18 protein-coding genes are annotated in these 15,332 nt (G+C 65.1%); 13 read left to right on the forward strand and 5 right to left on the reverse strand.

Annotation, left to right across the window (positions count from 1 at the left end):
- The first annotated feature begins 109 nt into the window (after positions 1–109).
- The 6 genes from QM685_RS26295 to QM685_RS26320 all read left to right on the forward strand — a co-directional run bounded on the left by QM685_RS26295 (position 110) and on the right by QM685_RS26320 (position 5,322).
- Positions 110–1,105: a homoserine kinase gene (locus tag QM685_RS26295; RefSeq protein WP_415120932.1), complete on the forward strand. Its 996-nt coding sequence runs from the start codon at positions 110–112 to the stop codon at positions 1,103–1,105.
- The gene (locus tag QM685_RS26300; RefSeq protein WP_415120934.1) at positions 1,096–1,902 is read left to right on the forward strand and encodes a BPSS1780 family membrane protein; all 807 of its coding nucleotides are present in this window, start codon (positions 1,096–1,098) and stop codon (positions 1,900–1,902) included. The genes QM685_RS26295 and QM685_RS26300 overlap by 10 nt, the downstream gene beginning before the upstream one ends.
- Before the next feature lie 160 nt (positions 1,903–2,062).
- Positions 2,063–2,515, forward strand: a complete 453-nt coding sequence (locus QM685_RS26305) for a MarR family winged helix-turn-helix transcriptional regulator (RefSeq protein ID WP_415120936.1) — start codon at positions 2,063–2,065, stop codon at positions 2,513–2,515.
- A 192-nt stretch (positions 2,516–2,707) separates the two neighbouring features.
- Positions 2,708–3,127: an organic hydroperoxide resistance protein gene (locus QM685_RS26310; RefSeq protein WP_415120938.1), complete on the forward strand. Its 420-nt coding sequence runs from the start codon at positions 2,708–2,710 to the stop codon at positions 3,125–3,127.
- Between the two features lie 202 nt (positions 3,128–3,329).
- On the forward strand, positions 3,330–4,829 hold the full coding sequence (locus QM685_RS26315) for a cryptochrome/photolyase family protein (RefSeq protein ID WP_415120940.1): 1,500 nt from the start codon (positions 3,330–3,332) through the stop codon (positions 4,827–4,829).
- Between the two features lie 34 nt (positions 4,830–4,863).
- Positions 4,864–5,322: a TspO/MBR family protein gene (locus QM685_RS26320; RefSeq protein ID WP_415120942.1), complete on the forward strand. Its 459-nt coding sequence runs from the start codon at positions 4,864–4,866 to the stop codon at positions 5,320–5,322.
- A 154-nt stretch (positions 5,323–5,476) separates the two neighbouring features.
- Here the strand turns inward: QM685_RS26320 and QM685_RS26325 are convergent, their stop codons facing one another.
- Both QM685_RS26325 and QM685_RS26330 read right to left on the reverse strand, forming a co-directional pair.
- Positions 5,477–5,659, reverse strand: coding sequence for a DUF3563 family protein (locus QM685_RS26325; RefSeq protein ID WP_233837153.1), 183 nt, complete (start codon positions 5,657–5,659; stop codon positions 5,477–5,479).
- A 108-nt stretch (positions 5,660–5,767) separates the two neighbouring features.
- On the reverse strand, positions 5,768–6,952 hold the full coding sequence (locus tag QM685_RS26330; RefSeq protein WP_415120944.1) for a PHB depolymerase family esterase: 1,185 nt from the start codon (positions 6,950–6,952) through the stop codon (positions 5,768–5,770).
- A 364-nt stretch (positions 6,953–7,316) separates the two neighbouring features.
- Here QM685_RS26330 and QM685_RS26335 point away from each other — a divergent pair, with 364 nt between their 5' ends.
- From QM685_RS26335 to QM685_RS26350, 4 genes are all read left to right on the forward strand, one after another.
- Positions 7,317–8,018, forward strand: coding sequence for a phosphatase PAP2 family protein (locus QM685_RS26335; protein WP_415120946.1), 702 nt, complete (start codon positions 7,317–7,319; stop codon positions 8,016–8,018).
- Positions 8,019–8,197: 179 nt separating this feature from the next.
- Positions 8,198–8,971, forward strand: coding sequence for a molybdate ABC transporter substrate-binding protein (modA, locus tag QM685_RS26340; RefSeq protein ID WP_415120948.1), 774 nt, complete (start codon positions 8,198–8,200; stop codon positions 8,969–8,971).
- 22 nt (positions 8,972–8,993) lie between these two features.
- Complete coding sequence (modB, locus tag QM685_RS26345) at positions 8,994–9,668, forward strand: molybdate ABC transporter permease subunit (RefSeq protein WP_415120950.1); 675 nt, start codon at positions 8,994–8,996, stop codon at positions 9,666–9,668.
- A gap of 1 nt (position 9,669) precedes the next feature.
- Positions 9,670–10,380: a sulfate/molybdate ABC transporter ATP-binding protein gene (locus tag QM685_RS26350; protein WP_415120952.1), complete on the forward strand. Its 711-nt coding sequence runs from the start codon at positions 9,670–9,672 to the stop codon at positions 10,378–10,380.
- Between the two features lie 45 nt (positions 10,381–10,425).
- Here the strand turns inward: QM685_RS26350 and QM685_RS26355 are convergent, their stop codons facing one another.
- Complete coding sequence (locus QM685_RS26355) at positions 10,426–11,262, reverse strand: TOBE domain-containing protein (RefSeq protein WP_415120954.1); 837 nt, start codon at positions 11,260–11,262, stop codon at positions 10,426–10,428.
- A gap of 238 nt (positions 11,263–11,500) precedes the next feature.
- On the opposite strand from QM685_RS26355, the gene QM685_RS26360 reads away from it, so the two are divergent.
- Positions 11,501–12,295, forward strand: coding sequence for an SDR family NAD(P)-dependent oxidoreductase (locus tag QM685_RS26360; RefSeq protein WP_415120956.1), 795 nt, complete (start codon positions 11,501–11,503; stop codon positions 12,293–12,295).
- A 35-nt stretch (positions 12,296–12,330) separates the two neighbouring features.
- Here QM685_RS26360 and QM685_RS26365 read toward each other — a convergent pair whose 3' ends face one another.
- On the reverse strand, positions 12,331–13,035 hold the full coding sequence (locus tag QM685_RS26365) for an SDR family NAD(P)-dependent oxidoreductase (RefSeq protein WP_415120970.1): 705 nt from the start codon (positions 13,033–13,035) through the stop codon (positions 12,331–12,333).
- Positions 13,036–13,181: 146 nt separating this feature from the next.
- On the opposite strand from QM685_RS26365, the gene QM685_RS26370 reads away from it, so the two are divergent.
- Positions 13,182–14,123, forward strand: a complete 942-nt coding sequence (locus QM685_RS26370) for a LysR family transcriptional regulator (RefSeq protein WP_415120958.1) — start codon at positions 13,182–13,184, stop codon at positions 14,121–14,123.
- Positions 14,124–14,163: 40 nt separating this feature from the next.
- Here the strand turns inward: QM685_RS26370 and QM685_RS26375 are convergent, their stop codons facing one another.
- Positions 14,164–14,547, reverse strand: a complete 384-nt coding sequence (locus tag QM685_RS26375) for a tautomerase family protein (protein WP_415120960.1) — start codon at positions 14,545–14,547, stop codon at positions 14,164–14,166.
- Positions 14,548–14,648: 101 nt separating this feature from the next.
- Between QM685_RS26375 and QM685_RS26380 the strand changes: the two genes are divergently transcribed.
- A partial coding sequence (locus QM685_RS26380) for a LysR family transcriptional regulator (RefSeq protein WP_415120962.1) occupies positions 14,649–15,332 on the forward strand: 684 nt, incomplete at its 3' end.

A 15,332-nucleotide genomic window follows, 5' to 3' on the forward strand; every position in this document is an offset into this window, starting at 1 on the left:
CGAATCGTCTGCTCCGACACCGCACTCGTTACACTCGTCACATTCATTTGCCTTACCTCGCACTGGCCGCACCGCGCCAGCCCGACCAACCTGATCCGACGCTTCCCGCATGGCCGTCTTCACCGCTGTCAACGAATCCCAACTCGCAGAATGGATGAGTCACTACGATCTCGGCGACGTCGTCGAATTTCGCGGCATCTCGTCCGGTATTGAAAACAGCAACTTCTTTCTGACGACGACGCGCGGCGAATACGTGCTGACGATTTTCGAAAAGCTGACTGCCGCGCAACTGCCGTTCTACCTGGACCTGATGCGCCACCTCGCGTCTCACCGCGTGCCGGTGCCGGACCCGATGCCGCGCCGCGACGGCGCGCTGTTCGGCATGCTGCTCGGCAAGCCCGCGACGATCGTCACCAAACTCGAGGGCGCACCGGAACTCGCGCCGGGTGTCGAGCACTGCGTCGAAGTCGGCCAGATGCTGGCGCGCATGCACCTCGCGGGCCGCGACTATCCGCGTTATCAGCCGAATCTGCGCAGCTTGCCGTGGTGGCGCGAAACCGTGCCGACGATCCTGCCGTTCCTCGAAGGCGCGCAGCGCGAGCTGCTGTCGTCCGAGCTCGCGCATCAGGAGGCGTTTTTCGCGTCCGCCGATTACGCCGCGATGCCCGCGGGCCCATGCCACGCGGACCTGTTCCGCGACAACGCGATGTTCGCGCGCGCCGCGCCGGACACCGGCCACGCGGTGCGGCTCGGCGGCTTCTTCGATTTCTATTTCGCCGGCTGCGACAGGTGGCTGTTCGACGTCGCGGTGACGGTCAACGACTGGTGCGTCGACCTCGCCACCGGCAAGCTCGACGATGTGCGAACCGAAGCGCTTCTGCGCGCGTATCAGACCGTTCGGCCGTTCACCGTCGAGGAAAACCGCCACTGGGGCGACATGCTGCGTGCGGGCGCGTACCGTTTCTGGGTCTCGCGCCTGTATGATTTTCATTTGCCGCGCGCGGCCGAGCTGCTCAAGCCGCACGACCCCGGTCATTTCGAACGCATTCTGCGCGAGCGCCTGAAGGGCGTCGCGAATCCTGGCATCCATACCCCATGCAACTGATCGAAGTCCCCGCGAAAACCGGCTACGTGTGGTTCCGGCAAGGCATCTGGCTGTTCCGCAAGAACCCGCTCGCCTTCCTCACGCTGTTCTTCACCTACGTGCTGGTGATGACGCTCGTCTCGCAGATTCCGGTGGTCGGCGGCGTCCTGCCGCTGCTGTTCATTCCGGGCGTCGCGGTCGGCTTCATGGCCGCGTGCCGCAATACGATCGCCGGCAAGCCGGTATTCCCGACCATCCTCGTGGACGGCTTTCATTCGTACGGCCCGGTGGTCGCGCGGCGGCTGCTCGTGCTCGGCGTGCTGTACGTCGTCGCAATGGCTCTGGTGCTGCTCGGCTCGGCGCTCGCCGACGGCGGCATGCTGCTGAAAGTGATGCTCGGCACCACTCCGATGGATGAGAACGCGATCGCCAACGGCAATATCCCGCTCGCGGTAATCACCGCGCTCGCGTTCTATATTCCGGTCGCGATGATCTTCTGGTTCTCGCCGATCCTCGCCGCCTGGCATGACGTGCCGCCCGTCAAGGCGATGTTCTTCAGCGTCGTCAGTTGCTGGCGCAATCGCGGCGCGTTCATCGTGTTCGCGGCACTGTGGTTCGCGGTGGCGACGGTGGTGTCGTTCGGGCTGTCCACGTTGATGCAGGCGCTCGGCGCCGTTGAGTACGCGTACGCGGTCCTGATGCCCGCCACGATGATCGTCACGACGATGCTGTACTGCTCGTTCTATGCGACCTACCGCGGCTGCTTCGGCGTGCAGACGCCGCAAACACCGGATCTGCCGACCACGCCGGCAGCCTGATCCGTCGTACGCGCGGGCGCTTTTCCGGCGTCCGCATACCTTTTCGCCGCATCCGCGCTTTTCCCGATCGCTCCCCCGGCTGCTCCGCCATCGCGCATCGATTTGCGGCACAATGATTTGTGTGCAATCCATTTGTACGCACTTTCAGCCGAGATGCACCATGACCCAGCGCCCCACCCTGCCCTTCACGCTCGACGAGCAACTCTGCTTCGCGCTCTATTCGACCTCTCTGGCGATGACGAAAGCGTACAAGCCGCTGCTCGACAAGCTCGGACTCACGTATCCGCAATATCTGGCGATGCTCGTGCTATGGGAAACCGACGACGTCACCGTCAAGGACATGGCCGCGCGCCTGAATCTCGATCCGGCGACGGTTACGCCACTGCTCAAGCGCCTCGAAGCACAAGGGCTCGTGGAGCGCGTGCGCGGCGTCGACGATGAACGGCTCGTCTATATCCGCCTCACGGGTGCGGGCAAGGCGCTCAAGCGGCAGGCGCGCGAAGTGCCCGCCGAAATCTTCTGCGCGACCCAGCAGACGCCTGAATTCCTGCTGCGTCTACGCAACGACCTGACGCGCCTGCGTGCCACGCTCAACGATTACATGGATCAATAGCGTTACGAAGTGAAGCACATGCGCCGACCAGCGCAAACTATCGTGGCAATACAAAAAATTTCATTTGTACACAAATGATTTGTGTACTATCTTAGCGACATGCCGCTTCGCAAACAACTTCGCCAGACCGGCGAGCCGGTACGCAACGGCAAGCACGCAAACACCCTGACAACCCGAATAAGGAACAGCACCATGAATATCCTCTACAAAGCAAGCGCAACGAGCACCGGTGGCCGCGACGGCCGCGCCGTCTCATCGGACAACGCATTGGACGTAAAGCTTGCCGCGCCGCGTGAACTGGGCGGCAACGGTGCGGCGGGCACGAATCCCGAACAACTCTTCGCGGCCGGCTACTCGGCCTGTTTCCTGAGCGCGATGAAGTTCGTCGCCGGCCAGCGCAAGCAGGCTTTGCCAGCTGACACGCAGGTTTCGGCCGACGTCGGCATCGGCCCGAACGACGCGGGCGGCTTCGCGCTCGACATCGATCTGCGCATCTCGCTGCCGGGTCTCGCTCCGGAAGCCGCGAAGGAACTGGTCGATGCCGCGCATCAGGTCTGCCCGTACTCGAACGCCACGCGCAACAACGTCGCGGTTCGTCTGCACGTCGCTTGAGTTTGCATTGAGGGTTGCCTGTTGCCGTTGCTTCAGTCGTCGTGCCGCGATCCGCCGCGGCAACTGACGGAACGGCACTTCCTCACCACAAAACAGCGCCCGTACCCTGCACAATAGGGACGGGCGCTAGCTCGTCCGGCGCACGCGGCACGCAATCTGCGTGGCCAGCTCTCAATCTTCCTCATCCCGACCGACGCCCCCGATGACACGCGCCCGACGCCTGCACGACAACTTCGACACCGGTCTGGTCTGGTTTCGCCGCGACCTGCGCAGCACGGACCATGCCGCGCTGTACTACGCGCTCAAGCATTGCGTGCGCGTGTGGTGCGTGTTCGTGTTCGATACGACGATCCTGCAGCCACTCGTCGATACCTGGCAGTCGCGCCATCCTGGCGAGCTGGTACAAGACCGCCGCATCGACTTCATTCTGGCGTCGCTCGGCGAACTCGATGACGCGTTGCGCACGAACGGCGGCGGCCTCGTCGTACTGTACGGCGATCCGGCCGAGCTGGTGCCGAAGCTCGCCGCGCAACTGCGCGTCGACGCGGTGTTCGCGAATCACGACTACGAGCCGGTCGCGATCGAGCGCGACGCAACGGTGGGCGAGCGGCTCGCCGAAGCGGGGCGTCAGTGGCTGACGTTCAAGGATCAGGCGATTTTCGAACGCGACGAATTGCTGACGGGCCAAGGCAAACCGTTCACGGTCTTCACGCCGTACAGGAACGCGTGGCTCAAGCAGTTGAGCGCATTCGACCTGAAGCCCTATCCCGTGGAAAGCTACGCGAAGCATTTCGCGGCGCTGCCGGGCAAGCTCGACCGTCACTTGCCGACGCTCGATCAGCTCGGCTTCACGCCGAGCAACCTCACTGATCTGAAGCTTCCCGCCGGCATGCGCGGCGCCCAGCAGCTACTCGACGACTTCCTGACCCGCATCGACAGCTACGCGGAGCGGCGCGACTTTCCCGCCGCGAAGGGGCCGAGCTATCTGTCGGTGCATCTGCGCTTCGGCACGGTGTCGATCCGCACGCTAGCGCGACTCGCGTACGAGATGTCGCTGCAACCCGACGGCAAAGGCGCGGCGACATGGCTGTCTGAGCTGATCTGGCGGGACTTCTATTTCATGGTCCTCGCGCATCATCCACGCATCGCGCACGGCGCGCCGTTCAAGCCGGAATACGAGCATTTGCGCTGGGAGCAAGGCCGCGCGGCGGAAGAGGCGTTCGCCGCGTGGTGCGACGGCCGCACCGGCTATCCGCTCGTCGACGCCGCGATGCTGCAGTTGAACCGCACCGGCTATATGCACAACCGTCTGCGGATGGTGACGGCGAGTTTCCTCGCGAAGGATCTCGGCGTCGACTGGCGCCGCGGCGAGCGCTATTTCGCCGATCTGTTGAACGACTTCGATTTCTCGGCGAACAACGGCGGCTGGCAGTGGGCGGCATCGACCGGGTGCGACGCGCAACCTTACTTCCGCATTTTCAATCCGGTGACACAATCCGAAAAATTTGACCCTGACGGGCGCTTTATCAAACGCTATCTTCCGCAACTCGCGAACTTGCCGGCAAAATGGATTCACGCGCCGTGGCTTGCGGGTGCGGAACGACTCGCGGAATTCGGCGTGGTGCTCGGCGGGAATTATCCCGAACCGATCGTCGATCACGCGCAGGCGCGCGAGCGCACGCTGGCCCGTTACGGCAAGTGAGTGCCGGCTTACATCATCGAAGATGGGGGTAAAGATGCGTCGTCTGCCGTCGCTGCTCGTGTTTCTGATCCTGACGCTTGCGGCCGGCTGGGCCGCGAGCCTGTCCTTGCCGGATGCGTGGTACTCGGGTCTGCAAAAGCCCGCGTTCAATCCGCCGAACTGGGTCTTCCCACCGGTCTGGACCGTGCTTTACGTGCTGATGGCGTTTTCCGCGTGGCGTGTGTGGAAGCACGACGGCCTGACCGCGGCGATCATCCTGTGGGTCGTGCAACTGGTATTCAACGCGGCGTGGATGTGGCTATTTTTCGGCCTGCACCGGCCGGGGACGGGGCTGATCGACATCCTGATCCTGCTGGTGCTGATCGTGATGCTGACGTATGTGTTCTGGCGACGCGACCGTCTCGCGGGCCTGCTGCTGGTGCCGTATGTGGTGTGGGTCGCGTATGCGGCGCTGCTGAACTACGCGTTGTGGCAGATGAATCCAGCGGCGTAACCCGCAACGCCGATTCACTGCCCGCGAAGGCCGCGCGAGCGATCGATGCGGAAAGATTCGGGCGCAAGCCTGCGCGGCTCGCCCCAAACACCGGCGCTTCACGCCACGCCGATGTTCCGGTTGCTACAGCGAATGCCTGGTGCGAGGCACCCGGTTAGCCGTAGTGCTGGCTCATCCACGACGGCTGGCGCACGTTCGATTCACGATCGAGCTTGCGCATGCGGAATTCGAGGTCGTAGAGGTCGGTCGCTTCGGCGAGGTAGGCGTCAGCACGCTCTTTCGCGAGTTGGTCCGGCGACTTGGTCAAAAACAGGAACAGACGGCTAAGCAGATACATGGTCGACCTCGGGAAATAGAATTAGGCGTTTACACCTAGGTAATAACCCTGATTATAGGGAAAACCCTAGGATCGCGCCACCTTCATTTTCGAGGGGTTGCTCCAGCGTCAGTGTCCGAGCGCGGAATCCGCCACAGCCGGGCTTTCCGCGCTGTGCCCAGCGTCCGTGCGGCGCTGGTGTTTAAAGAATTCCCAGATCATCGCGCTCGCATCCGGGCCTTTGGAGGAATGGAACGGCACGGCGTCGTCACCGCCGCTCCACGCGTGGTCGAGCCCTTGCACGCGACACAGCCGCACCACACGCCGTCCGCCGCGCAGATAGTCGCGCATCACGACGCCGCCCTTGCGGTCTTCGCGCATCTCACCGGCCCGACGGCCGCCGCGCGCATCGACGAGCCGGTTCAGGCGCAGGAACTGCGTCGCCAGTTGGTCCGCATTGACCGGCGTGACCACGTGGTCGGCGTCACCGTGGATGATGAGCGCCGGCATGCCGGGGTAGTTCGCGACGTCCGTCATCCCATCGACGAGTTCAACCGGCTCGCCGCGCGCGCCGCGCCGCATCACGTCCATCGCGGTAATGCCCGAGCGGGCCTCGCCGAAAGCGGGGCCGGAATGCAGCGCGACCGCCGCGAAATGCTCGGGATACTTGACCGCCAGCAGCGCCGTCAGGCCCGCGCCCGCGGAAATCCCGGCCACGTACACACGCTCGCGGTCGAAGCCGTGCTGCGCGACCAGCGCGTCGACAAGCGACACCACCGCGCGCGCCTCGGCGCCACCGGCGTTGTCACCGGCGTCGTACCAGTGCCAGCAGCGATGCGAATGCGCATGCTTCGACTGCTCGGGATAGACCACCGCGAAACCGTAGCGGTCGGCGAGCAGGTTCATGCGCGTGCCTTCGGCGAATTCGTCGATGGACTGGGTGCAGCCGTGCAGCATCACGACGAGCGGCATGGTTTCGTGCGCGTGCCCGGACGGGATATACAAGCCGTATTGCAGGTGATTGACGAGCCGCCCCGGCGCGACCGGCGCGGAGTGGAACGAGCGCGTCCACGAACCGCTTGCCCATGCGGCCGCGCGCGGACGCACGCGCGACTCGCGCGGCGCTTCGCGTTTCGTGGGCGTGCGCAGCGCGGCGGCCGGCTTCAGCGGACGCGCCTTGCTCGACGGTTTGTTGGTGGCGGCACGGATCGGTCGTGCCAGCGCTCGCTTGGCGGTTTTTTGCGCGTGTTCGGTTTGAATCGCGAGCAGGCGCTTGAAACCGCGTAGCCAGATTTTCGACAGGCTTTTGGCCATCGGCGATAACCTCGCAAAAAGGGACAGTGCAGACCGGCAAACATGCCGGCTCTCACTACGTTGTGCAATGCACAATAACACCATTTTTCATGCGCTGCTGAAGGCCGGCTCCGCGGGCCGTGCCCGAATTCCGCCGCGGCGAACGTTGCCGCCTCCTCGCCGTCAAACTCCCACGACGCCTGTTCGGCAGCCCACATTTGGCGCGCAAATGCGCGGTGCGCCGCAAGACCGTCGTGCGGCACCCGTCTATACTGGCGGTTAGTTTTTGCAGTGTGTCGATCCGAGCCGTACCGGCACTTCGCGCCGGCCGCGCGCCGATTTTCCACCAACCCGATTCCACGCGGCCCCGCGTCGCGCTCCTGCCATGCCCGATTTACCGATCCATCTGTGGTATTCGATCACCAGCCTCGGCGGTGCCGGCCTGACGCTGCCGCTCGCGCTCGCCATCGCGCTGTGGCTGTCGGTCGGCTACTCGTGGCGGCTCGCGGCCTGCTGGCTGGCGTTGCTCGGCGCGGCGATCGGCGTCGTGACCGTGACCAAGCTGGCCTTTCTCGGCTGGGGCGTCGGTGTGCGGGAGCTCGATTTCACCGGCGTCAGCGGCCACTCGATGCTGTCCACGGCCGTCTATCCGGTCGCGATGTTTCTGATGCTATTACCCGCACGGCCCGCAATCCGTCTGCTCGGCGTGCTCGCGGGGCTCGCCGCCGGCATCGCGGTGGGGCTCTCGCGCGTGGTGCTGAGCGCGCATTCGCCGTCCGAAGCCGTGACCGGCTGCCTCGTCGGTGCGCTCGCCGCGCTCGTGTTCGTGCGCATCGCGTGGAATGCGGAGCCGGGCCGGCTGTCGGCGATGCCGGTCGCCGTCAGCATGATGGTACTCGCCGTCGCGATGCATGACGTGCACGTGCCGACCCAGCGCTGGGTCACGCATATCGCGCTGAAGGTATCCGGCCACGACCGGCCGTTCATCCGCGCAAAGTGGAAAGCCGCGCGCGACCTCCATCCGGCCGCCGCGCCGCTGTCGCAGCCGCTCGATACGTTCAAACCATCGCGCGCGTCCCAAATCTGAGCGCCTTCGCGGCGCTTTTTTCGAAGCTTTCAGGCGTGGCCTGATACCGCTCGCTCTCCGTGCGGCGCATCCGGCGCCCCGTTGCATCGCCCGTCATGCGCACCGCTATAACCGCGCATATATTACGATAGCGCCTTTAAGCCGCTGCCTTCCCTCCACGTCCGACTTCCAGGTCCTTCATGACACTTTCCCGCCATCTGAAGAAATATGTGCTGTGCGTTGCAAGCGCCCTCTCCGTCGTCGTCAGCGCGAATGCCCACGCCGGTGAACTGGTGGTTTCCGCCGCCGCGAGCCTGACCAACGCGTTCAAGGCGGTCGGCGACGCGTTCGAGCAGCAGCATCCGGGCACCAAGGTGTTGCTGAACTTCGGCGCATCCGACGTGCTGATGCAACAGATCGTCAAGGGCGCGCCCGCCGACGTGTTCGCCTCGGCCGATCAGAAGGCGATGGACAAGGCCGCCGCCGAAAAAGTGATCGTGCCGTCGACGCGCCGCGACTTCGCCGCCAATTCGCTGGTGCTGATCGTGCCGGCCGACAGCCATTTCACGCCCACCAGCCTCAACGAGCTGACGGCCGCGAGCGTGAAGCGTGTCGCGTTCGGCGATCCGGCGTCCGTGCCGATCGGCCGTTATACGCAGGGCGCGTTGCAGGCCGCGGGCGTCTGGGACGCGGTGAGCGCAAAGGCGGTGCTCGCGGCGAACGTGCGTCAAAGCCTCGACTACGTCGCGCGCGGCGAAGTCGACGCGGGCTTCGTGTTCGGCACCGACGCCGCGATCATGCCGGACAAGGTCAAGGTCGCAATGACTCTGCCGACGCAGACGCCGGTCACGTACCCGATCGCGCGGGTCGAAGGCAGTCACCAGGCGGCCGACGCGCAGGCCTTCATCGACTTCGTGCTGTCGCCGGCCGGCCAGGCGGTGCTCGCGAAGTACGGCTTCAAGCCCGCGCATTGATTCACGAAAAAGGCACACGCTCATGCAACAGGCCTGGGTTCCGCTCCTGCTGTCGCTGAAAGTGGCGGGCTGGGCCACCGTGCTCAATCTCGTGCTCGGCGTCGCGGCGGCGCTCGGTCTGTCGCGCTGGCGCTCCGGCGCGCGCGACGTGATCGACTCGATGCTGATGCTGCCGCTCGTGCTACCGCCGACCGTGCTCGGCTACTACCTGCTGGTGCTGCTCGGCCGGCGCGGCGTGATCGGCGCATGGCTCGACCGCTTCGACATCCAGCTCGTATTCACGTGGCAGGGCGCGGTGATCGCGTCGACGGTGGTCGCGTTTCCGCTCGTGCTGAAATCGGCGCGCGCCGCGTTCGAAGGCGTCGATCCGCAGCTCGAGCGCGCGGCGCGCACGCTCGGCGTCAGCGAAACGGCGGTGTTTTTCCGCGTGACGCTGCCGCTCGCCGCGCGCGGCATCCTCGCCGGCGCCCTGCTCGCGTTCGCGCGCGCGCTCGGCGAATTCGGCGCGACGCTGATGATCGCGGGCAACCTGCCGGGCCGCACGCAGACGCTGTCGGTCGCGGTCTATTCGGCGGTGCAGGCCGGCGACGACAGCACCGCCAACTTTCTCGTGCTCGTGACCTCGGTCACGTGTGTGACGATCCTGCTGCTCGCGGGTCGTCTGGTGCCGCAGCACACGCTTCTGAGGTCCCGCTGACATGCCGCTCGACGTCGCGATCCGCAAGACCTTCGAAAGCGCCGAGCGGCGCTTCAAGCTCGATGTCGCGTTCAGCGCGAACACGCAGCGGCTCGTGCTGTTCGGGCCGTCCGGCGCGGGCAAGAGCCTGACCTTGCAGGCGATCGCCGGTTTGCTGCACCCCGACGAAGGGTCGATCACGCTGCACGGCACCACGCTGTTCGACAGCGCGCGCGGCATCGATCAGAAGCCGCAGGCGCGCAAGATCGCGTATCTGTTCCAGGACTACGCGCTGTTTCCGCATCTGAACGTACGGCAGAACATCGGCTTCGGGCTGCGCCAGGGCTGGTTCAATCCACGCGCGCGCGGCACGCATCCGCAGGTCGATTACTGGCTCGAGGCGCTGGAGTTGAAGGCGGTCGCGGGCAATCACCCGGTGCAGTTGTCGGGCGGGCAGAAGCAGCGCGTCGCGCTCGCGCGGGCGCTGGTTTCGCAGCCGCGCCTGTTGCTGCTCGACGAGCCGTTTTCCGCACTCGACAGCGCGCTGCGTCAGCGCATGCGGCGCGAGCTGTCGGATCTGCAAACGCGGCTCGATATTCCGATGGTGTTGATCACTCACGATCCCGACGACGTCGCCGCTTTCGGCGATCAGGTCGTGCAGGTCAGCGATGGCCGCGTGCGCGAGGACCATCCGTTTGCGGGCTATGCGCGGAATGAACCGTCACGGGGATAGTTACGCCAGGGCGCGTCCGCATCTTCATCCGCGTATCCACGACACTCAATCCTTCACCCCGAGTATCACGCTCGACGCCTTGAACGCCGCGACCGCGCTCGCGCCCTCCCGCAAACCGAGCGCATCGACGCTTTCGTTCGTGACGACCGCGGTGATGACCGCGCCGCCCTCGAGCCCCAACGACACCTCCGCATTCACCGCGCCGCGCTTCACGCTCTGCACGGTGCCGCGCAACTGGTTACGCGCCGACAGCTTCAACGGCGCGCCGTTTTCGCCGTCGACAAGCAGCACGACCCACGACGCCTTGATCAGCGCGAACGCCGCCACGCCCTCGGCAAGACCCAACGCTTCGGTGCTCTCGTGCGTGAGCACGGCGACGACCGTCTGGCCACCGGGCAGCGCGAGCGACACTTCGTCGTTGACGGTGCCGCGCGTGATCGCCGACACCGTGCCATAGAACTGATTGCGCGCGCTCGTCTTCACACCGATGCGGCCGATCAGATCCCAGTCCGTCGCAAAGCCCTCGATCGCCGCGCTCGCGCGTTCGAGAAACCGGCGATGCTCGCGCTCGACCGCGCGAAACGTCTCGATCAGCTTCACCGCGCGCGGCGTGAGAGTGGTGCCGCCGCCCCCCTTGCCGCCGGTCAGGCGCACGACGAGCGGTTCGCCGGCGAGGTTGTTCATCGTGTCGACCGCATCCCACGCACCTTTGTAGCTGATGCCGACCGCTTTCGCCGCGCTCGTGATCGAGCCGGTTTCGCCGATCGCCGCGAGCAGCGCGATGCGCGGCGCGCCGCCGAGCGTGCGCGCGCCGGCCTGAAACCAGACGGAGCCGCCGAGTTCGAGGGATTCGCGGGGAGGATCAGTGCGGTCGGAGGTCATGGCGGGGAGTGGTTGAAAAGCGCTTGAAGGTCGGGGGAAGGACGGCGAATCATTATAGCGACGCGGTCTTCGACGGCCGGCCGCTTCAGCGGACGCTCGCCGGGCACACGCGCTGCTGCGTGAACGGATCGATGGGATACTTTCCGTTCGATGCCTCGAGCACTTTCGTCCTTTGTGTTTTGCGGCGGAGCCTGCATGCCGGGCGCGGCCGCCCCCACCTCAGCAAGGAGCCAGCACAGTGAACATCGATCTCTCGGGCAAGACCGCGATCGTCAGCGCCTCGACGGCCGGCATCGGCCTTGCCATCGCCACCGGCCTCGCCGCGGCGGGCGCGCGGACCGTTGTCAATGGACGCAAGCAGGAAACCGTGGACCGCGCCATCGACACGATCCGCAAGCACGCGCCGCAAGCGCAACTGCAGGGTTTCGCCGGCGACCTCGGCACGCGCGACGGCTGCGATGCGCTCGCGCAAGCAATACCGCAGGCGGACATTCTCGTGAACAGCCTCGGCGTCTTCGGACCGGGCGACATCTTCACGACCGGAGACGACGACTGGGAGCGCTATTTCCAGGTCAACGTGATGTCGGGCGTGCGGCTCACGCGCCACTATCTGAAGGGGATGATGGAGCGCAACTGGGGGCGCGTCGTGTTCATATCGTCGGAGTCGGCGTTGAATATTCCGCCCGACATGCTCGCATATGGCTTTTCGAAGACTGCGCAATTGAGCGTCGCGCGCGGCATCGCCAAGCACGCGACCGGCAGCGGCGTGACGGTGAACGCGGTGCTGCCCGGCCCGACGCTGTCGGATGGCTTTCGCTCGATGGTCGAGGACACCGCGAAGGAACAGGGCAAAACCGTCGAACAGGTCGCCACCGAATTCGTGCGCGAGCATCGCGGCAGCTCGATCATCCAGCGCGCGGCGAGTCCCGAAGAAGTCGCGAATATGGTGGTCTACGTGTGCTCGCCGCAGGCGTCGGCGACGACGGGGGCGGCGTTGCGCGTGGATGGCGGGGTAGTCGATACGATTGCGTGACGATTACGCGAAACGGGTTCCGGTCGTGCCGTCGTTCACCACGGCACGACTCTGCCGAGGTAGTCCAGGTAGTGCAAGCCGGCACGGCCTTCGTAAGCGTCGATCGTGCTGATCAGGTTCGGAATGCTTTCGTCGATGCCGAGCCGCGCGTCGGGACCGCCCATATCCGTTCGAACCCATCCGGGCGCCATCAGCAGCAGGGTTCTCGCCTCGTCCCGATGACGCGCGGCGAAGCTGCGCATAAACATGTTCAGCGCGGCCTTGCTGCCTCGATAGACCTCGTAGTTTCCGTTGGTGTTGTTGGTGAGGCTGCCCTGCCCCGACGACATGACGCCGATCGTTCCGGCCGGCTGAACGAGATCCTGAAATGCCTCGATGACCCTCATGGGGCTCAACGCGTTCGTCACCATCACACGGACGAATTCATCGGTCGATACATCCGCGATCGTTTCACGATCGTCATTCTTGACGCCGGCATTGACGAAAAGCACGTCTAGCCGGCGTTGTTCAAGACGATGGCGTAAAGCGGCGACCTGCTCCGGAATCGTGATGTCGACCATTTCGACTTCCAGTGCGCCGTCCGCGGCTTTCGCGAGCTGAACGAGCTTTTCCGTGGAACCCTGCCTGCCGGTGGCTATCACCCGCCAGCCGCGTTTCAGATATTCCTCGACCATCGCGAGGCCGAGACCGCGGGATGCGCCGATGAGGAGCACGGTTTTTTGCCGGGATGTGCGTTGCATGGTCGTTTCCTGTGAATGAAATCGGATTGAGCGCTGCTTCAGTCTCAGGAAATATAGTGGCGCGCCACACATGGCGGAAGACGCAAGGTTTGCACTTATGAAATGCATCAGACGCCATGTCTGGACGCTCAATGTTACGATCCGCCATGCCCGATCCCGACCTGAATCTGCTCGTTGCCCTGGATGTGCTGCTCGCCGACGGCAGCGTGATCGGCGCCGCGCGTCGACTGGGGTTGAGCGCTTCGGCCATGAGCCGGACCCTGGCCCGGCTTCGAGAAGCGACCGGTGATCCGCTGCTGGTCCGCGCGGGCCGCCGGATGGTGCTGACGCCTCACGCGGAGGCACTGCGCCAACGCACCCGCAATGCGATTCACGAAGCGCGGGGCCTGCTGCGTCCTTCGACCGGGGAACCCGATTTCCCGACGTTGCAGCGAACCTTCACCATTCGCGCCAACGACGGCTTCGTCGAAGCATTTGGCGCATCCCTGATAGCCGGGGCGACCGCGCTTGCACCGCATGTGCGGATGAGTTTCACGCCGAAGCTCGAGAAGACACCCGCGCCTTTGCGAGAAGGCTCGGCCGATCTGGAAATCGGTGTCCTGAGCCGGATGGGCCCGGAAATACGCGTTCAGGCTCTATTCCGGGATCGCTTTGTCGGCGTCGTCAGAAGCGGACATCCGCTCGGAGCGGAACGCGAAATAACCGCCGAACGATATGTAGCGTTCGGCCACGTGGTGGCTTCACGGCGCGGCCAAGGCAGCGGGCCGGTCGACGATGCGCTGGCGGCGTTAGGGCTGGAGAGAAAGGTCGTCGCCGTGGTGCCCAGCTTTCCCGCCGCGCTTGCCGTCGCGCAAGCGTCGGATCTGATCGCGCTCGTGCCTGCGTCGTTTCTGCTCAGTCAGCCTGGAGAGCAGCCTGAAACCCGAGCCTTCCCGCCATCCGTCGCCATCCGCGCTTTCGATCTTCCGGTGATCACCGAAAAAATTACGGTGTCGCAGATGTGGCATCCGCGCCTGGACGCGGATCCGGTTCATCGTTGGCTCCGGCAACTCGTGCTCGAGGTATGTCGCCAGCGGATGGCGTCGTGACACGAAGGCAGCCGGAGACCGCGCCGGCCGCGTCCCTCGCTCAAGTCGCGTATTGGGCGACCCCATTGCCAAACGACCAGTTCTCCTTCCCGACCTCGACGAGATTGATGAACACATCTTCCCGGCGCACGCCGGGCGATTTCCCGAGTTCATCGACGATGCGCCGGTACAGCGCCTTCTTCTGCTCCACCGTGCGCGTGTTGCTCACGGTCAACTGGATCACGACGAAGTCGTCGCCGCGCTCGATGTTCTGGTACTGCCGGTCATAGATCATGTTGTCGGGCGTGTGCTCGGTGATCAGCACGAACATGTCGTCCTTCGGCACGTTGAACGTGTCCACGAGCGAGCGCTGGATGCCGGCGGTCAGCGCCTTGCGGTATTCGGCCGGCTTGCCGGCGCGCAGTGAAATCCGGGTGAGCGGCATGATGGGCTCCTTCTTGTTGCTGTGTTGGGTCAAACACAGCTTAGGCACACTCATTCATAATAAACAGACATCCTCACCTATTTCATCTATTTCCATTGGAAATGAAAGTGCTCGATCTCGACGCGGTGCGGGCGTTCGTGCTCGTCGCCGATCTGCGTAGCTTCACGCGTGCCGCGGACGCGCTCGACACCACGCAATCGGCCGTGAGCCTGAAGCTGAAGCGGCTGGAAGCGCATCTGGGCAAGCAGTTGCTCGAGCGCACGCCGCGTGTCGTGCGCCTGTCCGCCGACGGCAATGCGTTTCTCGGCGCGGCCCGCGAGCTGCTGAACGCGCATGAGCGCGCGCTGGGCGCGTTGTCGGTGGAACGCAGACGCCTCGTGCTCGGGCTCAGTGAGCATGTCGCCGGGCCTGACCTGCCGGAGTTGCTCGGCCGCCTCAATGCGCACGATCCGGGGCTCGTGGTCGAGCTGCACATGGGGACGTCGGCGGCACTCCTCGCGCAGTTCGACGAACGGCGACTCGACGCAGCGATCGTCCGTTACGGCGCGGACGAGCCGCCGCGCGACGACGCGCAGGTGCTGTTCAGCGAACCGCTCGGCTGGCTCGCGACGCCGGCATGGACGCTGCGAGTCGGCGAGCCGTTGCCGCTCGCGTTGCTGAGTCCGCCGTGCAACGTGCGCGACGTGGCGCTGCGCGCGCTGACGGCGGCGGGAATCGCATGGCAGGAAGTGTTTGTCGGCGGCGGGGTGGCGGCGGTCGGCGCGGCGGTGGCGGCGGGGCTCGCC

The sequence above is a fragment of the Paraburkholderia sp. genome (genome assembly GCF_047605525.1).
Lineage (GTDB): Bacteria > Pseudomonadota > Gammaproteobacteria > Burkholderiales > Burkholderiaceae > Paraburkholderia.